The sequence below is a fragment of the Streptacidiphilus jeojiense genome (assembly GCF_000719095.1).
Taxonomy (GTDB): domain Bacteria; phylum Actinomycetota; class Actinomycetes; order Streptomycetales; family Streptomycetaceae; genus Streptacidiphilus; species Streptacidiphilus jeojiensis.
On sequence record NZ_JOEH01000032.1, the window covers coordinates 40,001 to 57,259 of the forward strand.

Here is a 17,259-nt window from a genome sequence, read left to right on the forward strand (position 1 = left end):
CAGACAGAAGAAAGGAACGTCCGTTGGAACGCAAGGCAGCAAACACGCAAGAACCAAAGAGAGTCTGTCCGTTCGCAAGGAGGCACGACTGACACAGAGACAGGCAGCCCACTAGACAGTAAGTATGGGAGGTAGCTAGAAAGACAGCACGTCAGATGGTGCGTGATAGCGATGGTTAGAGGGTTAGTTGGATCCCTATTAAATAGGTTAGCAAATACATTAGTCTCTCCGTGATTCTGATCAGTACCGTGATCGTGAGTCTGATCACAACTCATGTAACTCTATAGATACATCTAGCCATCGTTATATCTAAGGTTGTAGTGATAGCTAGATGGCTTGGTTGGCTGGACCGGCAGGCGGGGATCATCGTTATATCAATCCATATATGAATCGTTATTGATATCGCCATGCTCGGCCGTTCGACGGGCCCGCTGGACAGTCCTGCCAGACCTCGCCGAGCGCCCGAAATGGCTAGATCTCATGCATATATCGATCGTTATATGACCAGTTGGCAGTGACAATGGGCGGTCGGCGGCCTGATTGGCCTGCTGCATCTCGTGGCTGGCCAGTTGCGCCCGAGCACCACGTAACAGGTGTGCCCTGCCGGCGCCGAGCATCGCTCACGCGCCCTCTCGGCGGGGCCGCGGTTGGACCCACTCCGGTGGGACCATCGAGCGTGCGCTGGCGCCGCGCCCGCGAGCACCCCAGCGCCCGCGCCCGCCTCGACGCCGAGCTCACCTCGAGGATCAAGGAGATACACGCCGACTCGGGTGGGATCTACGGTTCGCCCCGGGTCCATGCCGTCCTGGCCCGCGAGGGGTTGCGGATCGGCCGCAAACGAGTCGAGCGCCTGATGCGCGAGGCCGACCTGCAAGGCATCAGCCCCCGCCGGCTCGGCCGCGGCTTCACCCGCCGTGACCCGCACGCGCCCCTGGCGCCGGACCTGGTGCAGCGCGACTTCACCGCACCTGCGCCGAACCGCCTGTGGGTCACCGATCTGACGATGATCGAGACCCTGGAGGGGCCGCTGTGGCTGTCCGCGATCCGCGACGCGTTCTCGCGCCGCGTGGTCGGCTGGGAGACCTCGGCGCGTGCTGACGCCGACCTGGTCCTCTCCTCGTTGGAGTACGCCCTGGCCAGCCGCGAGGTCAGACCGGGGACCTTGATCCACCACGCCGACCACGGCACGCAATACACGTCCATCAAGCTCACAACACGCATGGTGCGCGCGGGAATCAAGGGGTCCATGGGGTCGGTGGGAGACTCGTACGACAACGCCCTGGCCGAGAACCTGTGGATGCTGGTCAAGACCGAGTGCGTGCGCGGCCGCGTCTTCACCACCCGGGCCGAGGCCAACCTCGCGCTGTTCGAGTACATCGACGGCTTCTACAACCCCCGCCGCATCCAAAAGCGTCTGGGCTACCTCAGCCCCCTCGAATACGAGGAGCAGCACTACGCCGACCAGGCGACGGCCAATCAAGCGAACCTGAAACCCCGCCAACCCGCTCTGACCAGCTAATCCGCACCTCCCGCACAGCGGGGGAACCTCATTCCCGCAGAACCCGCACGACAACTGTCAGGCCGATGTGGCGTCGCTGCCGCAGTTGATCGGCATACGTCCCGCTGGGCTCCCGAGGCCTTCGAAGGTGACCGTCAGCAGGCGTTGGTGGGCCTCGAATACCGCAGCCGGGTCGATGGCGAGCTGCTGGGCGTAGGCGATGAGCTTCAACGGCGGCGGACTGCCCCTCGGGGGATGCTGTGTCAGGGGAGTTTCTCCTCGCCGCCGCTCTCCCCCTCCTCCCCGCCGTCCTTGCTGCCGCGGCCGGTCATCTTGCGCTCATGGCGGCGCTCCCCGTACGCCCCGGCTTCTCGGATCCCGTCGCGGGCGACGCCGATTCCCTCGCGACCGAGGTCGGCGACGGACCCGACGGCCGAGGCACCGGCGGTGGCCACCTGTCCGGCCGCGGCGGCCGTCTGGCCCACCGCTCCGGCCACGGCCGCGAGGGCGCCGAACGCTGCGGTCATGGCGCCCCCGGTGGCGCGTCCGGCCGGCTTGGCGGGCCCGGCCGGGGCCGCCTTGCCGCTCTTGGCTGCGGCGGCGCCTGCGGCGCGGGCGGCGGGGGACTGGGTGGCGGCCTGCCCGGTGGCGAGGAGCGTCCCCTCGACCACGACGCTTCCCCCGGGGAGGGTGAGCCGGAAGCGCCCCGGCTTGCCGGTGGCCAGGACGCCGAGGTTCGCGGCGGTGAGCTGCTCGACGGGGAAGAAGCACTGCGCCCGCGCACCGCCGCCGTCAGGGCCCCTGTGCTTCTCCCCGCAGGTGGCGCTCACCGTAGCGCCGGTCGAGATGAGCGTGAGCTCGCGCGGGGGGCTGCCGGTCTCACGGCCAGGGCAGCGGAGCGCGGTGCCCTTCACCGTGAGGCCGCGCGCCTTGATGGTGGTCATGGTCTCGTCTCCTACTTCCTGGCGATGGCGGTTGCCGTGGCGGTAGCGGTTGCCTTGGCGAACGGGCCCCGTGCGGTGGCGGTCGTGCTCGCCGTTGCGGTGACGTTCCCGCCGCCCTTGCGCTTCACCACGGCAGCGAGGATGCCGAGCAGGACGGCGAGGACGAACGCCACCTTGGCCAGCATGACCAGGGTGGCGGCGAGGCCAGCCAGCGCGTCGGCAGCGACGCTGATGGCGTAGGCCACCATGACCGAGGAGCCGGACAGGGAGAGGGACACGAGGGCCGTGGCCTTCACCCAGGCCGGGACAGCCGAGGGGGCCGCGGTCTGCTGCGACGGGGCGGGGGCGGGTGAGCCGTACGTCGCGGCGTAGACCCACACACGGCGGCCGTCGGGGGTCTGGGCCTCGATCGCGCCCGGGATCGGGAAGGGCGACAGGTAGGGCAGGGTCGCCGAGGTCTCCACGGGCGCAGGGTGATAAATCGCCGGCTCAGCAGGGGTGTTGGCAGCGGCGGTGAACATGGGCTCGCTCCTCGAATCTGGGCCGGAGGGGGTGTCGAGGGGGTGTCTCGATCGGAGATTTGACCGCATTTGCGCCAGTCTGGGGGTGTCACGGGGGGTGTCGGGTCCCGCCCGAGGGTGTCGCTGGGGGACACCCCCGGACGGGCGGGGACACGTCCGGGACACGTCACCACCTGGGGTTATGTGGGGGTGACACCCTCCCGGACACGTCTATTCGACCTGTCATGCGCCGAGTACGAACGTGACGTCGGAGCGGCGGAATCCGCGCCCCTCGGCTCCGGCCAGAGTGGTGACCTTGACGCGGTCGAGGGTCTTCCCGGTGCCGTCGAGGGCCTCCTCGATCTCCCGGCCGAGGCGGGCGCCGACCCGGCTGGACCATGCCTTGTCGCTCTCACCCTCGCGCGGTTCCCACCCGGCAGCCGGGTCCTGACGGTGCAACAGGCGGGCAATGTCGGAGCTGCCGAGCTCGGCCGCACCGGACTCCTCGAACGCCTTCCGGATCTGGGCGAGGATGCCGGACACGGACAGCAGCCCCGATGCGGCGTAGCCGGTCAGGGTGCCTGCCTCGACCCGCAGGGCCCGACCCCGGATGCAAATCCGCTCGAACTGCTGCGGGGTGATCAGGTCGGTTTGCAGCTTCTCGGCGCCCGATTCCTCGGCGAGGATGCCGACCCCGATCACGCCGAGGCCGGCGGCGGTGTGGCCGCGCTTGGCCGTGCCATCGCCGAGGATCATGTCCGACGAGGTGTCGTCCACGGTGTGCACGCTGTAGCGCTTGAGGATCACGTCGCGGAAGTCGGTGGGCACCGACTTGGCGCTCGGGCGCTGCGCCGCAGCAACGATGATCAGGCCGCACGCCCGGCCGCGCCGGATGAGGCGGGCGAGCTTCTCGACGACGGCCGCGAATTCTTTCAGCCCCTCCTTGCGGGCGAGCAGGACCCCGAACGCCTCCTGGATCTCGTCGATCAGGAACATGAGGACGGGCATGCCGTGTGCCTCGGCCATGGCGGGCGTGAGGCGCATGTCGGGGCGCTGCGCCTTGGGCATCTTGCGGATCTTGGCGAACCGCGCGTCCATCTCCTCGATGAGTTCGTCGACCAGGTCAATGAACTCATCGACCGCCGCCGGATCAGCACCGATGATCGCCCGGTGCGCGATGCCTTCGAGCTCCTCCCAGTCCGCGCCGCCCTTGAAGTCGGCGAGCAGGATGCGGCACTGGGGGTCGAGGACGCCGGCCGCCGCCGGGAGGCGCATGGCCGAGGTCTTGCCATACCCCTGCGCCCCGCCGAACAGCATGGAGGACCACAGGAGTTGGAGGGTCTTCCGTGTGCTCTTGCGGGTGGAGCCGAACGGGACGCCGTCCCAGATCGACCAACGGTCGGCCTCGACCAGCAGGGAGACGGGCGCCGGACCGGAGAACGGGACGATGGCCGACACCCACAGGACGACGTCGTTCGGGGTCTCGCCCTGCAGCAGGTCGATGCGCTCCAGCGGCAGGCCGAGGGCCCCGGCGAACTGCTCGGCCTTGCCCCGCAGTGCCTTGCACACCACGCCGGCGGGGAGCTTGAACTCGATCGTCGTGTTCTCGAGTTCGTCGCGGGTGCCCAGGCCCACGGCTCGGATTTCCTGCTCGGCGGTGATCAACCGGATATCCCGCAGGGCCCGGGTGATCCGCTCGTCGGTCACCGGGGCGTCGCTGCCCATAGGTTGGACCTGGTCAAGGAATGCGAACGCCCCGTCGGGGGCGCGGCGGACGAGCTCGCGGTGACCGAGGGCGTAGAGGAGCCCGAACAGCGGGATGAGCGCGGGGACGGCCAGGACCAGGCCCCAGGTCTGGCCAAGGGCGATCAGGGCCGCCACGTAGGAGGTGCAGCCAGTCAGGGCGTAGACGGTGACCGGCTCGCGGCGGCGCTGCTTCCCTTCCTTGCGTCGGTCGGCCCGCAGGTCCGCGATGTGCTCCGGACCTGCGTTGGCCCGTCGGACCTTGTCGGCAATCTCGCCGAACTCCGTGGCAAACAGGTGCGACCAGGCGTCACGGGTGCCGACTCGGGCACCCAGGGCAGCAATGCTGACACCGCGCCACAGGTAGACCGGCGAACGGGTCAGGTGGAACAGGGAGGCGTTCGCCCACACGGCGCGGCGCTGACGCCAGGCGCCCAGGTCAGTGAACGTGGCGGGGATGATCTCGCGCAGGTTCCAGCCGTCGCGCTCGTCGCCCACGGGGGCCTCGTCGAGCTGCTCGAACACCCCGCCCTCGGCAACCGCGGATTCCTCGTCCTGCTCGGCCTTGTCCAGCTGGATGGTTCCGGTGCGCAGGTCGGCGACGCCGCACGGGCTGTTCCGGGCGGCGATGCGGGCGCGGCGTTCGAGCTGGTCGAGGATCTCGGGGTCACGGTAGACGGAGTGGCCGGCAAGCTCGCCGCTCTCGGCCTCGGGCTCGGTGCCCTGCTCGGTGCTGGTGGTCATGGTGCTGTCCTTCCTTGAAGAGTGGGGCCGGCGGCCCGGCCGCGCGGGGGGTGCGGCCGGGCGAGCAGGGCGTCAGAGCTTCGGCGTGACGGCGGACAGGCGGCCGTCGAGGAGGTCGAGCGAGAGGTGAAGTCGGGCGAGGGCGATCTCGGCAGCGGCCCCGAGGGCGGCCCCCTCGGCAAGGAGGGAGCGTGCGTCCTCGGCGGCCCGCCATGCCTTGTCGCCGTGCTCTCCGGTGGGGGAGTGGGTGGCGAATGCCATGTAGAGGAGGCCGAGCTCGGCGCACGTCCGGGCGATGTTCGGGTGACGGGCGGCGGCCTCGGCGTCGGCCTGGTCGGCGAGTTCGCGGGCGATCTGGTGGAAGACGTTCCCGCCGTCGGTGTTGGCCTCAATCATTTCCCTGCCTCCTTCTTCTTCGCGGCCTTGCTCTCGGCGCGGATCGTGGCCGACTGCCGGGCGGAGCGGACGAGGCGGGCAAGGGCGGGCAGGGACAGGAGGAACGCCAGGAGGAGCACGCCGAACAGGGCCGAGTCCTGCCACCCGAGGGCGGGGGCAAGGCGGATGGTCAGGTACACCCCGGCCGGGGTGGCGATGATCAGCGTCCGGGGCGGGGTGAAGCTACGGGCGGTGCTGCTCATCGGGCTGCCCTCTCGTTCTTGACGGCGTCGCGCAGACGGATCAGGTATTCGGTGGACCCGCCACCGACGGCGGAGCGGACGTTGGCGACGGACAGTTTCGTGACGTCGCGCAGGGCGGCGGCGAGGTCCCTGACCTTGTCGAGGTCGGCCTCGTCGAGGGGTTTCAGGGGGGTCTTGGCGGCGGTCCGCCCACTGACGCGCTTCCCTTTACGCCCAAGGGTTTTCGGGCCCCGGGGGCCTCCCGTGGGACTGAGGTTCGGGCCGCCGTTGGAGCGCCCGCCGCCGGTCCCGTCCTCGTCCTCCCCGGGGCCGAACAGCTCCGCGAGGAGGAGTTCGACGGCGACGGCCTCGGGGCTCATCTCGGACCCGGCGACGGCTTCGGACAGGGCCTTGTCCGCCGCGACACGGGCGGCCAGGACCGCGGCTGTGATGCCCAGGTCGGAACGGTGCACGTCGTACCAGGCGGACCGCCACGCGGTCTCGGTGGGCAGGGTGCCGTACGGTGCGGCGGTCATCAGGTCGACGTACCGGCGGTACACCGCGCGGAACCGCCGACGGCGCTTGCGGTCGTGGCGCCTGCGCCGCCGGTCCTCGCGGCGCTGCGCTTTGGTGCGCGAGCTCTTGCTCTTGTGGCGGCCGATGCCGCGCAGTTCCCAGAACGCGACGGAGCCGAGGGAGGCGAGGGCGAGCACCCAGGCGAGCCACCCGCCCTCGGGCCCGGGGGCGTGCGAGTAGTTGATCGTTGCGGCGATTCCGGCCGCGCCCCACATGGCGAGGCGGAACGGCAGGGTGGGGCGTCCCTCGCGCCGGGCGCGTTCCCCGGCGATGGTGGCGACGCCCGCCCCGGACTCCAGCATCACGGCCAGAGCAACCGCGATCATGACGGGGAGACCGGCGTCCGACAGGGCATGGAGCTGGAAGTACAGCGCCGGCCCGGCCGAGCACACCATCACGACCAGAGCGGCGACGGTGTCACCCTGGGCACGCAGCCTGGCGAACCCGGCGGCGCGGGCGGACTGGCGCTCGGTGCGGCGGCGGGTCTTCTCGCGGTCGGCCTCGCGGCGGGCCCGACGCTGGGCCTCGTCGCGCTCAGCGCGGTCCTGGCGCTCCTGCTCGCGCCGGTTGGCCTCTGCTTCGCGCTCGGCCTCGCGCTCGGCGGCCTTCTGAGCGAGCTCCAGCTCGAAGGCGGCAGCGCGGTCCTTACGGCGCTCCTCGTAGAACTCGGAGTTGTTCATCGGCGGTTCTCCTTGCGCAGGGTGCGGGCGCAGAGGGGGCATCCGGTGTAGTAGAGCCGTCCGCCCCGCTCGGCGCGGTCGATCTCGACGAACAAGGCCACGGACAGGGCGCCGAACAGGGCGGCGATCCACCACTGGCGGGCGACGGCGGCGAATCCGGCCACGCAGAACAGGCCGACAACGACAGCGGGGCTAGTGATCAGGTGGTGCGCGGCGGCGGCGACGGGGCGGCCCTTCACGGCGTCACCGCCGGCGGCGGGGTGTTGCGGTAGGTGGAGGCGGCCCGGATGGCGACGCGGGCCAGGACCGCGGCCCCGCCCAGGAACGCGGCGGCCTTGATCGCGGCCACCAGGGCGCAGACCATGGTCACGACGAGGGGGGCGGAGAGGTAGACCAGGCCGACGAGGAGGCCGACCAGGACCAGGAGAGCGGCGGGGTGCAGTCGGTCGGCGAGGCCGAGCAGGGTGCGGAAGGTGCGGGCGATGGCGCGGCGGTCGATCCTCATGCGACCCACCCCCGGAGGGCCTGGTCGACCACGTCGTGGTCGTAGCCGTCGGCGTCGTCGGCGAGCTCCAGCTCGGCAACGACGACGGCGAGGCGGGCGACGGCCTGGGGGATGTTCACGAACCCCTCGTCGATCATGTCGACCAGGGCGGCGACGCGGGCGTACTCGCCGGCGAACGCAGCGAACACGTCGTCGTCGTGGTCCTGGTCGCCCAGGTCTTCGGGGATCTCGTACTGGGAACCGAGGACGAGGTCGACGTCGAGGGTGATCGCGACGGAGAGGTCCGTCCGGGTGGCGTCGTCGACAAGGCGGACACCTGCGGCGCGGATTCGCGCGCCGGGGACGCTTTCGGGCATGGTGATGCTCACGCGGTTCAACTCCTCTACTGAGTTGGTCCGCCTGCGGCCCCGGTGCGTCTAGACCACGCATTCGGGGCCGTGCCCTTTGGTGGGCATGGCGGGGCGGGCGTCACTCTGTGAGGACCTGGCCTCACAGAGTGACGTTGACATGACTGTGCACGACGCCCAGCCCCTGTGTCAATAACCTGGCTATTGAATCAGGGGCTTGCAATACGACTGCGAGTCGCCATCCTTGCTCGGCCTCAATAGCCAGGGCTACTGTCAAGGCATGGACGACGACACCCCGGTACACGGGCCCCCGCCCGTCGCGCGCTACCGAGAGATCGCCAACGACCTGCTCCGCCGAATCGAGAGCGGCGAGTTCCCCCCGGGCTCGAAACTGCCGACGTTCGCCGAGCTGCGCGTCGAGTACGACACCGGGGGCCCCACGATCGAGGAGGCCGTGAGCGTGCTCAAGGTCGCAGGCCGCGTACGGTCCGCCCGCCGCCTCGGAACGATCGTGCTCGACGGTCAGGCCCCGGTCGAGCGCCTCGACCGGGGCCACAGCGTGCGGCGCAACGAATACGGCTACATCTTCAATGCCGGGGCCGGCCACTGGGCGCCGATCGCCTTCCGCGCCCCCGCGTGGGTCAAGGCGGACGACGAGATCGCCGCCCGCCTCGAAATCGCACCGGGTTCCCCGGTGCTCGTCCGGTGGCGTGTCGTCGGCCCGGACAGGACGCAACCGTTTCAGCTCACCTGCTCGTACATCGTCGAGGCCGTCGCCCGGGGGACCGCGGTCGAGCAGGTCGACACCGGGCCCGGGGGGTGGCTCGACCGAGCCGAGCACGACCTCGGGCACGGCCCGCTGTCCTGGGCGGAGTTCGTCACCTCACGACTTCCGGGGCCCGAGGAGGCGAAGGCACTCAAGATCCCGAGGGAAACCCCCGTCCTGGTCCTGTCGTGCGTGGCCACCAGCGGCGCCACGAAAGAACCGATAGCGGTCGACGTGACCGTGATGCCGGGCCGTTCGTTCGAGATCCGCTACCCGATCACCCGTGACAAGTCGGCCCGGTGGCCCACTGCCCCCGCCGCCGACCGGAACACACCGCGCTGATCCGACCGTCCACCGCGCCCACCCCTCGGGTCGGGAACGCGCGGTCCTACGCGAGTGCGGATCGCGAGCATCCACCAGGGGGCAAGCGGGCTGATCATCGACCTGTTCGACCCGGACAGGGCCCGGTTGCCGGTCCTCAAGACCAGCTTGCAGCGCCTGGCGCGGTCCATCGGCGGCACCACAGATGGTGCTCGCCGCGCCGTGCAGGTGCTGGTCGACAACGGCGACTTCGCAGCCAGCACCACGTTGGCCGGCCTCGCGGAGCACAAGGTCTTCGAACTGCGCTGCGACTGGGACGCCTTCGACGCGTCCCGCATCACGATCCGGCTCTCCGACCGCGGCGCGCACTGCCGTCAGCGCGCGGTGGCCGTTCGGGCACGTCAGAGGGTGCGGGTGGTGACCGTGAGGGTGGCACCTGGTCGCAGCTGGATGCTGAGGTTGCCGTCGCTGTCGGCGGTGACGAGCGATCCGGAGATCTCGGCCTGCTGCGTGCTGGCCTCCCCGGTCACATTCATGGGACGGGGCTGAAGGTCGGCAAGCGGAAGGATCCGCACAGGGTTGCGTTCGCCGCGTTGCCAGCGGATCGGGGACTCGGTTCCGATCAGGTGCGCGAAGCGTCGGGACGGCGCACCGAGGAACTGCACACGCTCGTGGCCCGCGTCGTTGGTTTCGAATACGAAGGGGTCTGCCCCGGGTACCGGTGAGGCCACGTCGTAGGCCGAGATGATCTGGCCGTTGTGGTAGCCGAGGACCAAGGCGATGCGTTCGGGTTGGAACGCCGTGCGGCGGCGGCTGTTGCCCGGACCCATCAACCACCAGCCCATGGTCTTGTCCTGCTGGGAGTCGGCGGACGTTGCCTGCGCGGCCTCCTTGCTGTTGACGATCAGAACCAGGTCGGCAGCGGGTGCGAGGGAAGTGATGGCGGAATCGGTGGACATGAAGGCTCCAGAGTGCGGCGTCGCTACGGATCCTAGCTCAAATCAGAGCACTTGCAGAAGATGATAGGGATATGGGAGAGTTCCCCCGTACCACCCAACCAGCCACCCCAGTAAGGGCAGTGATCGAACATCAGGACCGGCTCCGGCATGCGGGACTGGACAAGGAGAGTCGTGAAGGAGCACCAGGCCGGTCGAACCGATCAACGGACGCCCAGCTCCAGCCCGGTACGTGACAGCAGCACCTGGGAAGATCACCAGGGTCATGTCAGCGCCCTACGGCAGCCAAAAGACCCGCTCATCGACTTCAAGCTCCGCGTCAGAATGCATGTGCCGGCCAGGGTGGTGCTAGGGCTGCTGGGTGTCATCGGTGCCGGTGCCGGTGTCGCCGCGTGGCCGCACCGGTGAACCCGCCTCTGCCTCAGGCACCGTCGCTGGTCGAAGACCACAACGGACGCATCCTGGCTGATCGGATCCTGGCTACCGACTTGGCCGGCGCCGTGCCGCAGGAGCGGCCGGTGGTGGTGTTCGTGGCCGGGCAGGCCGGCAGCGGCAAATCGCTGGTCGTGGACCTGGTGCTGGCGGCGCTCGCCGCCAGGGGCGGTGCGGTGCGGGTAGATCGCGACCGCTACAAGACCCTCCACCCCCACTACCGCCGTCTGCTGGCCGAGGACGTGCGCACGGCCGGGGTCCGGGTGCGCGAGGACACCTACCAGTGGGCGGCCCAGGTGGAGGCCCTGCTGCGGCAGGGCCGCTACGACGCAGTGGTGGAGGCCCCGCTGGGCCGCCCGCAACAATTCCTGGAGGAGATCGACGCCTACCGGCGGGCGGGCTACCGGGTGGAGATCGTGGCGCTGGCCGTGCCCGAGGCCCTGAGCGCGCTCGGGGTGCTGGACCGCTATCTGCGCCTGGCCGAGCAGGGCCGGCCCCGCTTCGTCTCCTGGGACAACCACGACGCCTGTGCCGCCGCGCTGCCCGCCGCCCTGAACGTGGTGGAGGCCGACGGGCTGGCCGAGCGGATCACCGTGGTGCGGCGCAGCACCCGGACAGCGCTGGAGGCCGTGTACGACAACGAGGTCGGCCCTGACGGACGCTGGACGCGTCCGGCGGGCGCGGCTAAGGCGGTGCTGGCCGAGCGCCGGCGCCCGTGGGACGCGGCGCAGACCAGCCGGTTCCGGCGGGACCTGGCGGCCGCGGAGCGCCGGGTGAGCGACCCGCGGCTGCCTGAGGACTGGGGGCTGGCGGTGCGCCGCGATGCCGAGCACGCCGCGGCGCTGGCCGAGCCGCTGCGCCGCATCGCCCAGCCGCTGCGGCAGCCGCCCGGCGTCGACTACCACCGGCTGAACGCGGACGAGCACGCCTTCGTCTTCGACGAGTTGATCGTGCCGATGATGCTGAGCGCGGTTACCGCCCAGGAGCACCCGCTGGTGGTCTACGTGGCCGGCCAGCCCGGCGCCGGGAAGACCCGCGCCGCCCACCTGGTGCGCCGCGCCCTGCCCGGCGCGGTGCACCTGTCCGGAGACGACTTCAAGGTGATGCACCCGGACTACTGGGACCTGCTGCGCTCGGACCCGCGCCACGCCTCGCAGAAGATCCGGGCCGACTACCAGGCCTGGCAGGCCAAGGCCGAAGCGTACGTGCGCGAGCGCCGCGGGCACCTGGTCCTGGAGACCACCCCCGCCGACCCGGCCGCATTCGCCGCGGGGGCGCTCCGGTTCCAGCGGGCCGGCTACCGGGTGGAGTTGCTCGTGCTGGCCGTGCGCGCGGCCGACTCCCGGCAGGGCACCGCCCGGCGCTACGCGGCCGTGAGCGAGCAGGGCGCGCCCACCCGGTTCACCAGCGTCAGCGGCCACGACGCGCACTTCCAGGTACTGCCCGACGTCGTGGCGGCAGCGGAGGCGCTGGCGGTGGTGGACCAGGTCACCGTGATGCGGCGCGATGCCACCGCCCTGTACCGCAGCGAACCCACCAACAGCAGGCGGCCGCAGCGGGCGGGGGCAGCGCTGGCGGTGCTGGCAGAGCAGTCCCGGCCCTACACCGACCAGGAGGCCGCCCAGTTCTGGGCCGTCCAGCGCCAGCTGCACCAGGTGATGCCGCAGTACCGCGACGACCTGGTCGACATCGCCGCCCGGGCCATCCCGCTGATGCCCGCGACCCTCCAGCCGCGACGCCTGGAGGCGCCCGGCAGCGCGGCCGCGCTACCGCTGCTGCCGTGCCGGGCCAGGTAGCCCGACACGGCAACCGCCCCTGCCATCAGCCGGTGCCGAACCGGGGCCCGGCGGAGCGGCCCGAGGTCGGCTACGCGGTCGTGAGGGCGTTGAGCCGTTGGGTGTACTCGGCGGCCAGCCGCTCGACGTCCTCGGGCTCGGCGTCGGCGAGCCGGCTCCGGTCCGCGGCGCAAGCCTGCAGCTGGGCCGTGAGGGCGGCCTGGAGCTGCTGGTCACCGGAGCGCCGGGCCGCCATCACCTCCTTGGTGTACCAGGAGATGACAGCGTCGATCCGCTGCCGGGCGAGCTCGGTCGGGGAACCCCCCTCGCCGGGGGAGGACGCGGGTTCGGGAGCGTGCATGGCAAAACCACCTTGGGCCGGAAGTCGGGGCCGGGAGGCCGGTACCCGGCCCTGGAAGCGAGGTGCCGGCCACCGGCCTGTCTGGTCGCGATCCTGCCCTGCGGCATCGTCCACGGCATACTGGGCAGGCAGATGATCTGTCCTGGGGGGACCACGCATGGCCGACCTTCGCGCGCTGTTCAGCTCCAACGACCCGTCAGGAGTGCAGAGCGCGGAGGCGTTCACCAACCGCCAGCTGCAGTGGTCCCTGGTTGCCACAGCGCTGGGCGAGCACCTGCAGGCGATCGCCGCCCGCGGGTTCGACGTCGAGGACCTGGAGCACCCCCGCAACAACGTGATCGCGTTCTACGGCATCGGCGGGGTGGGCAAGTCCACGCTGCTGCGCAAGCTGGAGGCCGCGCTGACCGCCGCCGACCAGCGGCCCCAGCAGTGGGCCACCGCGATCGGCGCCGGTGAGCGGCTGCTGCCGGTGCGCATCGACCTGTCCCGCTCCGCGTCGACGGGAACCGACTTCGAGCGGGTCGTGCTGACGATCCGCCTGGCCCTGGCCGGCGCGGTCGGCCGCCCGCTACCCGGCTTCGACTTGGCTCTGCGCCGCTACTGGGACGCCCAGCACCCCGGTGAACCGCTGGAGGACTACATCCGGCGCACCGGACTGATGGGCAAGGTCGGCCAGCTGCTGCCGGACCAACTACAGGCAGCGGTCAGCGAGGTCGCCGGGTCCCTCCAACTGCCCGGCATGATCGGATCGGCAGCCGGCCAGGTCGCCACCGCGCTCGTGCACGCGCTGCGCGAGCGCCGCGAACGGGCCCAGGCCCTGGCCGGCGCGGCCCGCACCGCGGCCCTGCTGGAGGCCGAACCCGACCTGGAGGCGCTCTCCTACTACCCGCACCTGCTCGCGTGGGAACTCCACCACCTTCCAGCGAAGAAGAAGGTGGTGCCGGTGATCCTGCTGGACACCTTCGAAGACACCGCCGACCGGCACCGCGACCTGGAGCGGCTGCTGCAGCGCCTGGTGTGGCTGATGCCAGGCGCCTTCTTCGTCATCGCCGGCCGCAACCGCCTGCCCTGGGGCGAGGCCGCGCTGGAGGGACAGCTCGACTACACCGGACCCACCGCCTGGCCGGGCCTGACCCCCCGAGCCGAGCAGCCGGCCCACGCTGCGGGCGGCCGTCGCCAGCACCTGCTCGGGGACTTCTCCACCGCGGACTGCGACAGCTACCTCGCCCGGCGCCTGACCCACGAGGGCCAGCCGCTGATCGGCCCGGACATCCGGGCCGTCATCACCGAGCGCTCCCACGGCCTGCCGCTGCACCTGGACCTGTCCGTCGCCCGCTTCCTGGAGATCCGCCGCACCGGGCGCATGCCGGTTGCCGCCGACTTCGACCACACGTTCCCTGCCTTGATCGCCCGCACCCTGTCCGACCTGACCGACGACGAACGCCACGTCCTGCGGAGCGCCAGCCTGCTGGACGCCTTCGACCTGGACCTGGCCACCCGCGCCGCGGGCCTCGCCCACCAGGCCCCGGCCCGCCGGCTCGTGGAACGCCCGATGATCGGCGAAGACCCCTACGCGATCTGGCCCTACCACCTGCACGGAGCCATCCGCACCGCGCTGCAGAGCGACGACACCCACACCCCGGACCGTTGGACGCCCGCCGACTGGAACCAGGCCGCGACCCGGGCGCTGGCCGCACTCGGCCACCAGTGGCAGCACAGCGACCGCACCGCGGCCACCGGCGACCGCGCCTTCCTGGTCGCCTGTCTGCGCCAGGGCCTGCGACTTGCCCGCGACCACCATCTGAACGATCTCGCCTGGCTCACCGACGCCGCCTTCGCCTACATCGACGACTCCGTGTGGGAACCCATCGCCCCGCCCACTCCCGCGCCGGGGACGGGCCCGGCCGCGGACACGCCCGCCGACGCCCTGGCCGAGGTGCTCACCGCGATCAGCCGCCGCCAGCACGAGCACCGCGACCTCACCACCCGCCGCCTCTCGGACGTCCTGGCCGCAGGCCTGCTGTCCGACGAGCTGGTCCAGCTCGCCCTGTACTACCGGGCCAAGGCAGACAAGGACCTCGGCCGCACCGCCCAGGCCATGGACGGCATGCGCCAGGTCGCCGCCTCCGAGGGCCGGCTCGCCTCCCGGGCGCGGCGCGGCCTGGCCAACCTCGCCCGCATCCACGGGGACTTCCCCACCGCGCTGAGCATCCTTCCCGGCCTCGGGTGGAAGGGCCGCCAGCACCGCGTGCACGGAGACATCCTGTGGCCGCAGGGCGACTTCACCGCCGCCGCTCACGCCTTCCGTCAGGCGCGGGACCAGGCCGAGCAGCACCAGGCGCCGGGGGAGCGGGCCATCGTACAGACCCGCCTCGCGTTGGGCACCGCCTTCACCGACCCCGTCCGGGCGCAGGACGAGATCGCCCTGGCCCACCAACTGCTGGAACCCCTGGACCAACGTGCCACCGTGCTGCTGGCTCAGATCGCCGCCCTGGTCCGCGACGCCGGCACCGACCACGCCATCGCCGACCGGGTCTCCGTGCTGCGGGCCCAGATCGACGTCGCCGGACTGCTCTGGCTCATCCCGCTGCTGGAGACCGCCCTGGTGTTCCACCATGCCGTCCGCGACGACCAGGGCGAACTGACCGCCGCCATCACCCGTCTGCAGGCCGCCACCGCCACCGGCGACTTCGCCTACTACGTGGACATCGCCCACTACATGGCCGACCTGCCCCTCCCCGCAGGGTCTGCGGTGCGCTGGCTCGAGGACCCGGAGCTGATCCGCACCCGCTGGCGTCGACTCGTCATGGACCGCCGCCCAGGAATCGCGACTGTCTGATCAGAACGGTCGATTCAAAGAGCGCCGTCGTGCCTGGCATCCTGACCCCGTGGCCCGCCGTCACTCGCAGCAGGCCGGCTTCCGAGCTCCACCGACCACCGTCCGTGCCAGATCCCTGGGAGAGAAACGATGAGTGCCCTGGCTGGAGCCGCCGTGACCTCGGTAATGATCCTTGGGGCCGGAGTCCTGCTGACGCGCAACCAACTGCGGCTACTCAGGCGCCCGGCAGCTGATGCGCCGCGCTCGGCTCGGCTCCTGGCCTGGACGGCAGTGTCCTGCTGGGTGGTACCAATGCTGTGGCTCTGGGCTGCCGCGGTGACCGACGACAGCACCGTCGCTCTCGCGGGCCTGATGGCCGTGATCGCCGTACCGACTGTGCTGCTCGTGATCTGCGGACGGTACGAGCGCTCCGAGCGCCGGGCCGAGGACCGTGAACGGGCGGCCCAGGGTCTTGCGCCCCGTCGCTATCTGATGGCGCCGTGGCGTCTCGGACTGGTCTGGGGCTTTGTCTTCGTGGTGACCGTCAACGCCATGGTCCTGATCCCCATCCTGGTCTCGCCCCTGCACACACCCCCGACGCCGAACATCGGAGCCATGGAGATCGTCGCCACCATCGTCCTGCTGGCAGCCGTCTCCCACATCCTGCTCCAGCGCCACCGGGTCGCCAGGGAGGGCCAGCGCGCCGCTGCGAGCGACCGGCGAGATGTAGGCCTGGCCTGACCGACTCCGGCAACCAGCCGGGCAAGCCCCTCTCCTGCCCTACGCGGCCGAAGCGGTTCCCGGATCGTTCGCGGCTGCCGCCCGGGCTTTCTCGCTGATCGCGAGTTCCTGCATCCTGCGGGTCAGCCCAGCCAGCTCCAGGCGCTCGCGGTGGGTGCCCTTGACCGGGAGCAGTGCGATCTCCCAGCGCAGCGCCACAGCCCGCTCGTGCAGACCCTGCAACTCGGGGGAGAGGGGAGCGGGGCGGTGGCGTCGAAGGATGTTTGGTAGGCGCATCGGCAGAACGGCCTTCGCTCCTTCGCACGGGCTACTGGTTGATGCCGTGCTCGGGGCACTGGTAGTCGAGGAAGCGGGTCGAGTCGAAGGACTCCTGGTTCTGCTCGTAGACGCTCTGCCACAGCTGTGGGCTGTACTCGTGGACTGTCACTGGTTGTGGTGCTGCCATACCGTCTTCAGCGATCGTCATGTAGGGGAAGCTGTGCCGAGCTGCTGCGATGCGCGGATCTGTTCCACCCATGCAGCCCACGGCCGGCGACAGCCACAGCCGTGCAATGCGGCCGGCCATTCCGTTCAACGCGATGAACCGGGTGTCGTGCAGCCAGGTGAGAGTTGCGCGTAGGTCGGTGTCGGAGTCATCAGCAACGAGTTCGTCGTCAAAGTCGAGTGCTACAGGTGCGTCCCCGCGAAGTTTCGTCACCAGCCTGATGAGCAGCAGCATGGGCAGGCCGTCGGCTTCGCGGCGGCGAAGTTTCTTCCCGCCCTGCGTGCGATCGGCGCACACGGCGGAGCGGTACAGGAAGTCGGCAGCCAGGAAACCGGGGCCGTGGACGAAGGGTGGCCTGCAGGTGCAGCTGATGACGGTGGTCATGGTCGGACCCTAGCGCTGGGATGTGGTTTGGGCGGGTTGTGTTGCATGTGTCTCACCCCGTCAGCGG

At 70.7% G+C, this 17,259-nt stretch carries 20 protein-coding genes and 1 pseudogene; 7 read left to right on the plus strand and 14 right to left on the minus strand.

Annotation, left to right across the window (positions count from 1 at the left end; genetic code table 11):
• The first annotated feature begins 676 nt into the window (after window positions 1-676).
• A complete protein-coding gene (locus tag IF29_RS0134180) occupies window positions 677-1,519 on the plus strand; it encodes an IS3 family transposase (protein WP_198037637.1) in 843 nt (280 codons plus the stop codon).
• Between the two features lie 57 nt (window positions 1,520-1,576).
• Here IF29_RS0134180 and IF29_RS46460 read toward each other — a convergent pair whose 3' ends face one another.
• From IF29_RS46460 to IF29_RS0134230, 10 genes are all read right to left on the minus strand, one after another.
• Complete coding sequence (locus tag IF29_RS46460; RefSeq protein WP_157624073.1) at window positions 1,577-1,729, minus strand: hypothetical protein; 153 nt, start codon at window positions 1,727-1,729, stop codon at window positions 1,577-1,579.
• Window positions 1,730-1,761: 32 nt separating this feature from the next.
• The gene (locus IF29_RS0134190; protein ID WP_051726401.1) at window positions 1,762-2,442 is read right to left on the minus strand and encodes a hypothetical protein; all 681 of its coding nucleotides are present in this window, start codon (window positions 2,440-2,442) and stop codon (window positions 1,762-1,764) included.
• Window positions 2,443-2,453: 11 nt separating this feature from the next.
• Window positions 2,454-2,963, minus strand: a complete 510-nt coding sequence (locus IF29_RS44060) for a hypothetical protein (protein ID WP_030263529.1) — start codon at window positions 2,961-2,963, stop codon at window positions 2,454-2,456.
• Window positions 2,964-3,185: 222 nt separating this feature from the next.
• Window positions 3,186-5,429, minus strand: coding sequence for a P-loop NTPase family protein (locus tag IF29_RS44065; RefSeq protein ID WP_051726402.1), 2,244 nt, complete (start codon window positions 5,427-5,429; stop codon window positions 3,186-3,188).
• Window positions 5,430-5,501: 72 nt separating this feature from the next.
• Window positions 5,502-5,825, minus strand: coding sequence for a hypothetical protein (locus IF29_RS0134205; RefSeq protein WP_030263534.1), 324 nt, complete (start codon window positions 5,823-5,825; stop codon window positions 5,502-5,504).
• Complete coding sequence (locus IF29_RS0134210; RefSeq protein WP_030263536.1) at window positions 5,822-6,067, minus strand: hypothetical protein; 246 nt, start codon at window positions 6,065-6,067, stop codon at window positions 5,822-5,824. The genes IF29_RS0134205 and IF29_RS0134210 overlap by 4 nt, the downstream gene beginning before the upstream one ends.
• Entirely contained in the window at window positions 6,064-7,302 is a 1,239-nt protein-coding gene (locus tag IF29_RS0134215; protein WP_030263539.1) for a DUF2637 domain-containing protein, read from the minus strand. Before IF29_RS0134215 ends, IF29_RS0134210 begins: the two co-directional genes overlap by 4 nt.
• Window positions 7,299-7,541, minus strand: a complete 243-nt coding sequence (locus IF29_RS0134220; protein ID WP_030263541.1) for a hypothetical protein — start codon at window positions 7,539-7,541, stop codon at window positions 7,299-7,301. Before IF29_RS0134220 ends, IF29_RS0134215 begins: the two co-directional genes overlap by 4 nt.
• Window positions 7,538-7,807 (minus strand): hypothetical protein, encoded by a 270-nt coding sequence (locus IF29_RS0134225; RefSeq protein ID WP_030263543.1) that lies wholly within the window; start codon window positions 7,805-7,807, stop codon window positions 7,538-7,540. The genes IF29_RS0134220 and IF29_RS0134225 overlap by 4 nt, the downstream gene beginning before the upstream one ends.
• Window positions 7,804-8,175, minus strand: coding sequence for a hypothetical protein (locus IF29_RS0134230; protein ID WP_030263545.1), 372 nt, complete (start codon window positions 8,173-8,175; stop codon window positions 7,804-7,806). The genes IF29_RS0134225 and IF29_RS0134230 overlap by 4 nt, the downstream gene beginning before the upstream one ends.
• 259 nt (window positions 8,176-8,434) lie before the next feature.
• Here IF29_RS0134230 and IF29_RS0134235 point away from each other — a divergent pair, with 259 nt between their 5' ends.
• Together IF29_RS0134235 and IF29_RS49115 are read left to right on the plus strand one after the other, a co-directional pair.
• Complete coding sequence (locus tag IF29_RS0134235) at window positions 8,435-9,262, plus strand: GntR family transcriptional regulator (protein ID WP_051726403.1); 828 nt, start codon at window positions 8,435-8,437, stop codon at window positions 9,260-9,262.
• A 54-nt stretch (window positions 9,263-9,316) separates the two neighbouring features.
• Window positions 9,317-9,571: pseudogene (locus IF29_RS49115) on the plus strand (DUF6042 family protein); the annotation flags it as partial.
• A gap of 71 nt (window positions 9,572-9,642) precedes the next feature.
• Here the strand turns inward: IF29_RS49115 and IF29_RS0134240 are convergent.
• Window positions 9,643-10,200, minus strand: coding sequence for a hypothetical protein (locus IF29_RS0134240; protein ID WP_030263557.1), 558 nt, complete (start codon window positions 10,198-10,200; stop codon window positions 9,643-9,645).
• Window positions 10,201-10,371: 171 nt separating this feature from the next.
• On the opposite strand from IF29_RS0134240, the gene IF29_RS46465 reads away from it, so the two are divergent.
• Both IF29_RS46465 and IF29_RS44070 read left to right on the plus strand, forming a co-directional pair.
• Window positions 10,372-10,605 (plus strand): hypothetical protein, encoded by a 234-nt coding sequence (locus IF29_RS46465; RefSeq protein WP_157624075.1) that lies wholly within the window; start codon window positions 10,372-10,374, stop codon window positions 10,603-10,605.
• An 80-nt stretch (window positions 10,606-10,685) separates the two neighbouring features.
• Window positions 10,686-12,425 carry a zeta toxin family protein gene (locus IF29_RS44070; protein ID WP_232242715.1) on the plus strand — a complete coding sequence of 580 codons (1,740 nt, stop codon included), beginning with the start codon at window positions 10,686-10,688 and terminating at the stop codon, window positions 12,423-12,425.
• Between the two features lie 70 nt (window positions 12,426-12,495).
• Here IF29_RS44070 and IF29_RS0134250 read toward each other — a convergent pair whose 3' ends face one another.
• The gene (locus IF29_RS0134250; protein ID WP_030263562.1) at window positions 12,496-12,765 is read right to left on the minus strand and encodes a hypothetical protein; all 270 of its coding nucleotides are present in this window, start codon (window positions 12,763-12,765) and stop codon (window positions 12,496-12,498) included.
• A 157-nt stretch (window positions 12,766-12,922) separates the two neighbouring features.
• Between IF29_RS0134250 and IF29_RS0134255 the strand changes: the two genes are divergently transcribed.
• Both IF29_RS0134255 and IF29_RS0134260 read left to right on the plus strand, forming a co-directional pair.
• Window positions 12,923-15,604 (plus strand): tetratricopeptide repeat protein, encoded by a 2,682-nt coding sequence (locus IF29_RS0134255; RefSeq protein ID WP_030263565.1) that lies wholly within the window; start codon window positions 12,923-12,925, stop codon window positions 15,602-15,604.
• A gap of 315 nt (window positions 15,605-15,919) precedes the next feature.
• Window positions 15,920-16,324 carry a hypothetical protein gene (locus tag IF29_RS0134260; RefSeq protein WP_157624076.1) on the plus strand — a complete coding sequence of 135 codons (405 nt, stop codon included), beginning with the start codon at window positions 15,920-15,922 and terminating at the stop codon, window positions 16,322-16,324.
• Window positions 16,325-16,363: 39 nt separating this feature from the next.
• Here the strand turns inward: IF29_RS0134260 and IF29_RS46470 are convergent, their stop codons facing one another.
• A complete protein-coding gene (locus IF29_RS46470; RefSeq protein ID WP_157624077.1) occupies window positions 16,364-16,600 on the minus strand; it encodes a hypothetical protein in 237 nt (78 codons plus the stop codon).
• A gap of 31 nt (window positions 16,601-16,631) precedes the next feature.
• Window positions 16,632-17,192, minus strand: a complete 561-nt coding sequence (locus IF29_RS0134270) for a hypothetical protein (protein ID WP_030263571.1) — start codon at window positions 17,190-17,192, stop codon at window positions 16,632-16,634.
• Window positions 17,193-17,259 lie beyond the last annotated feature (67 nt).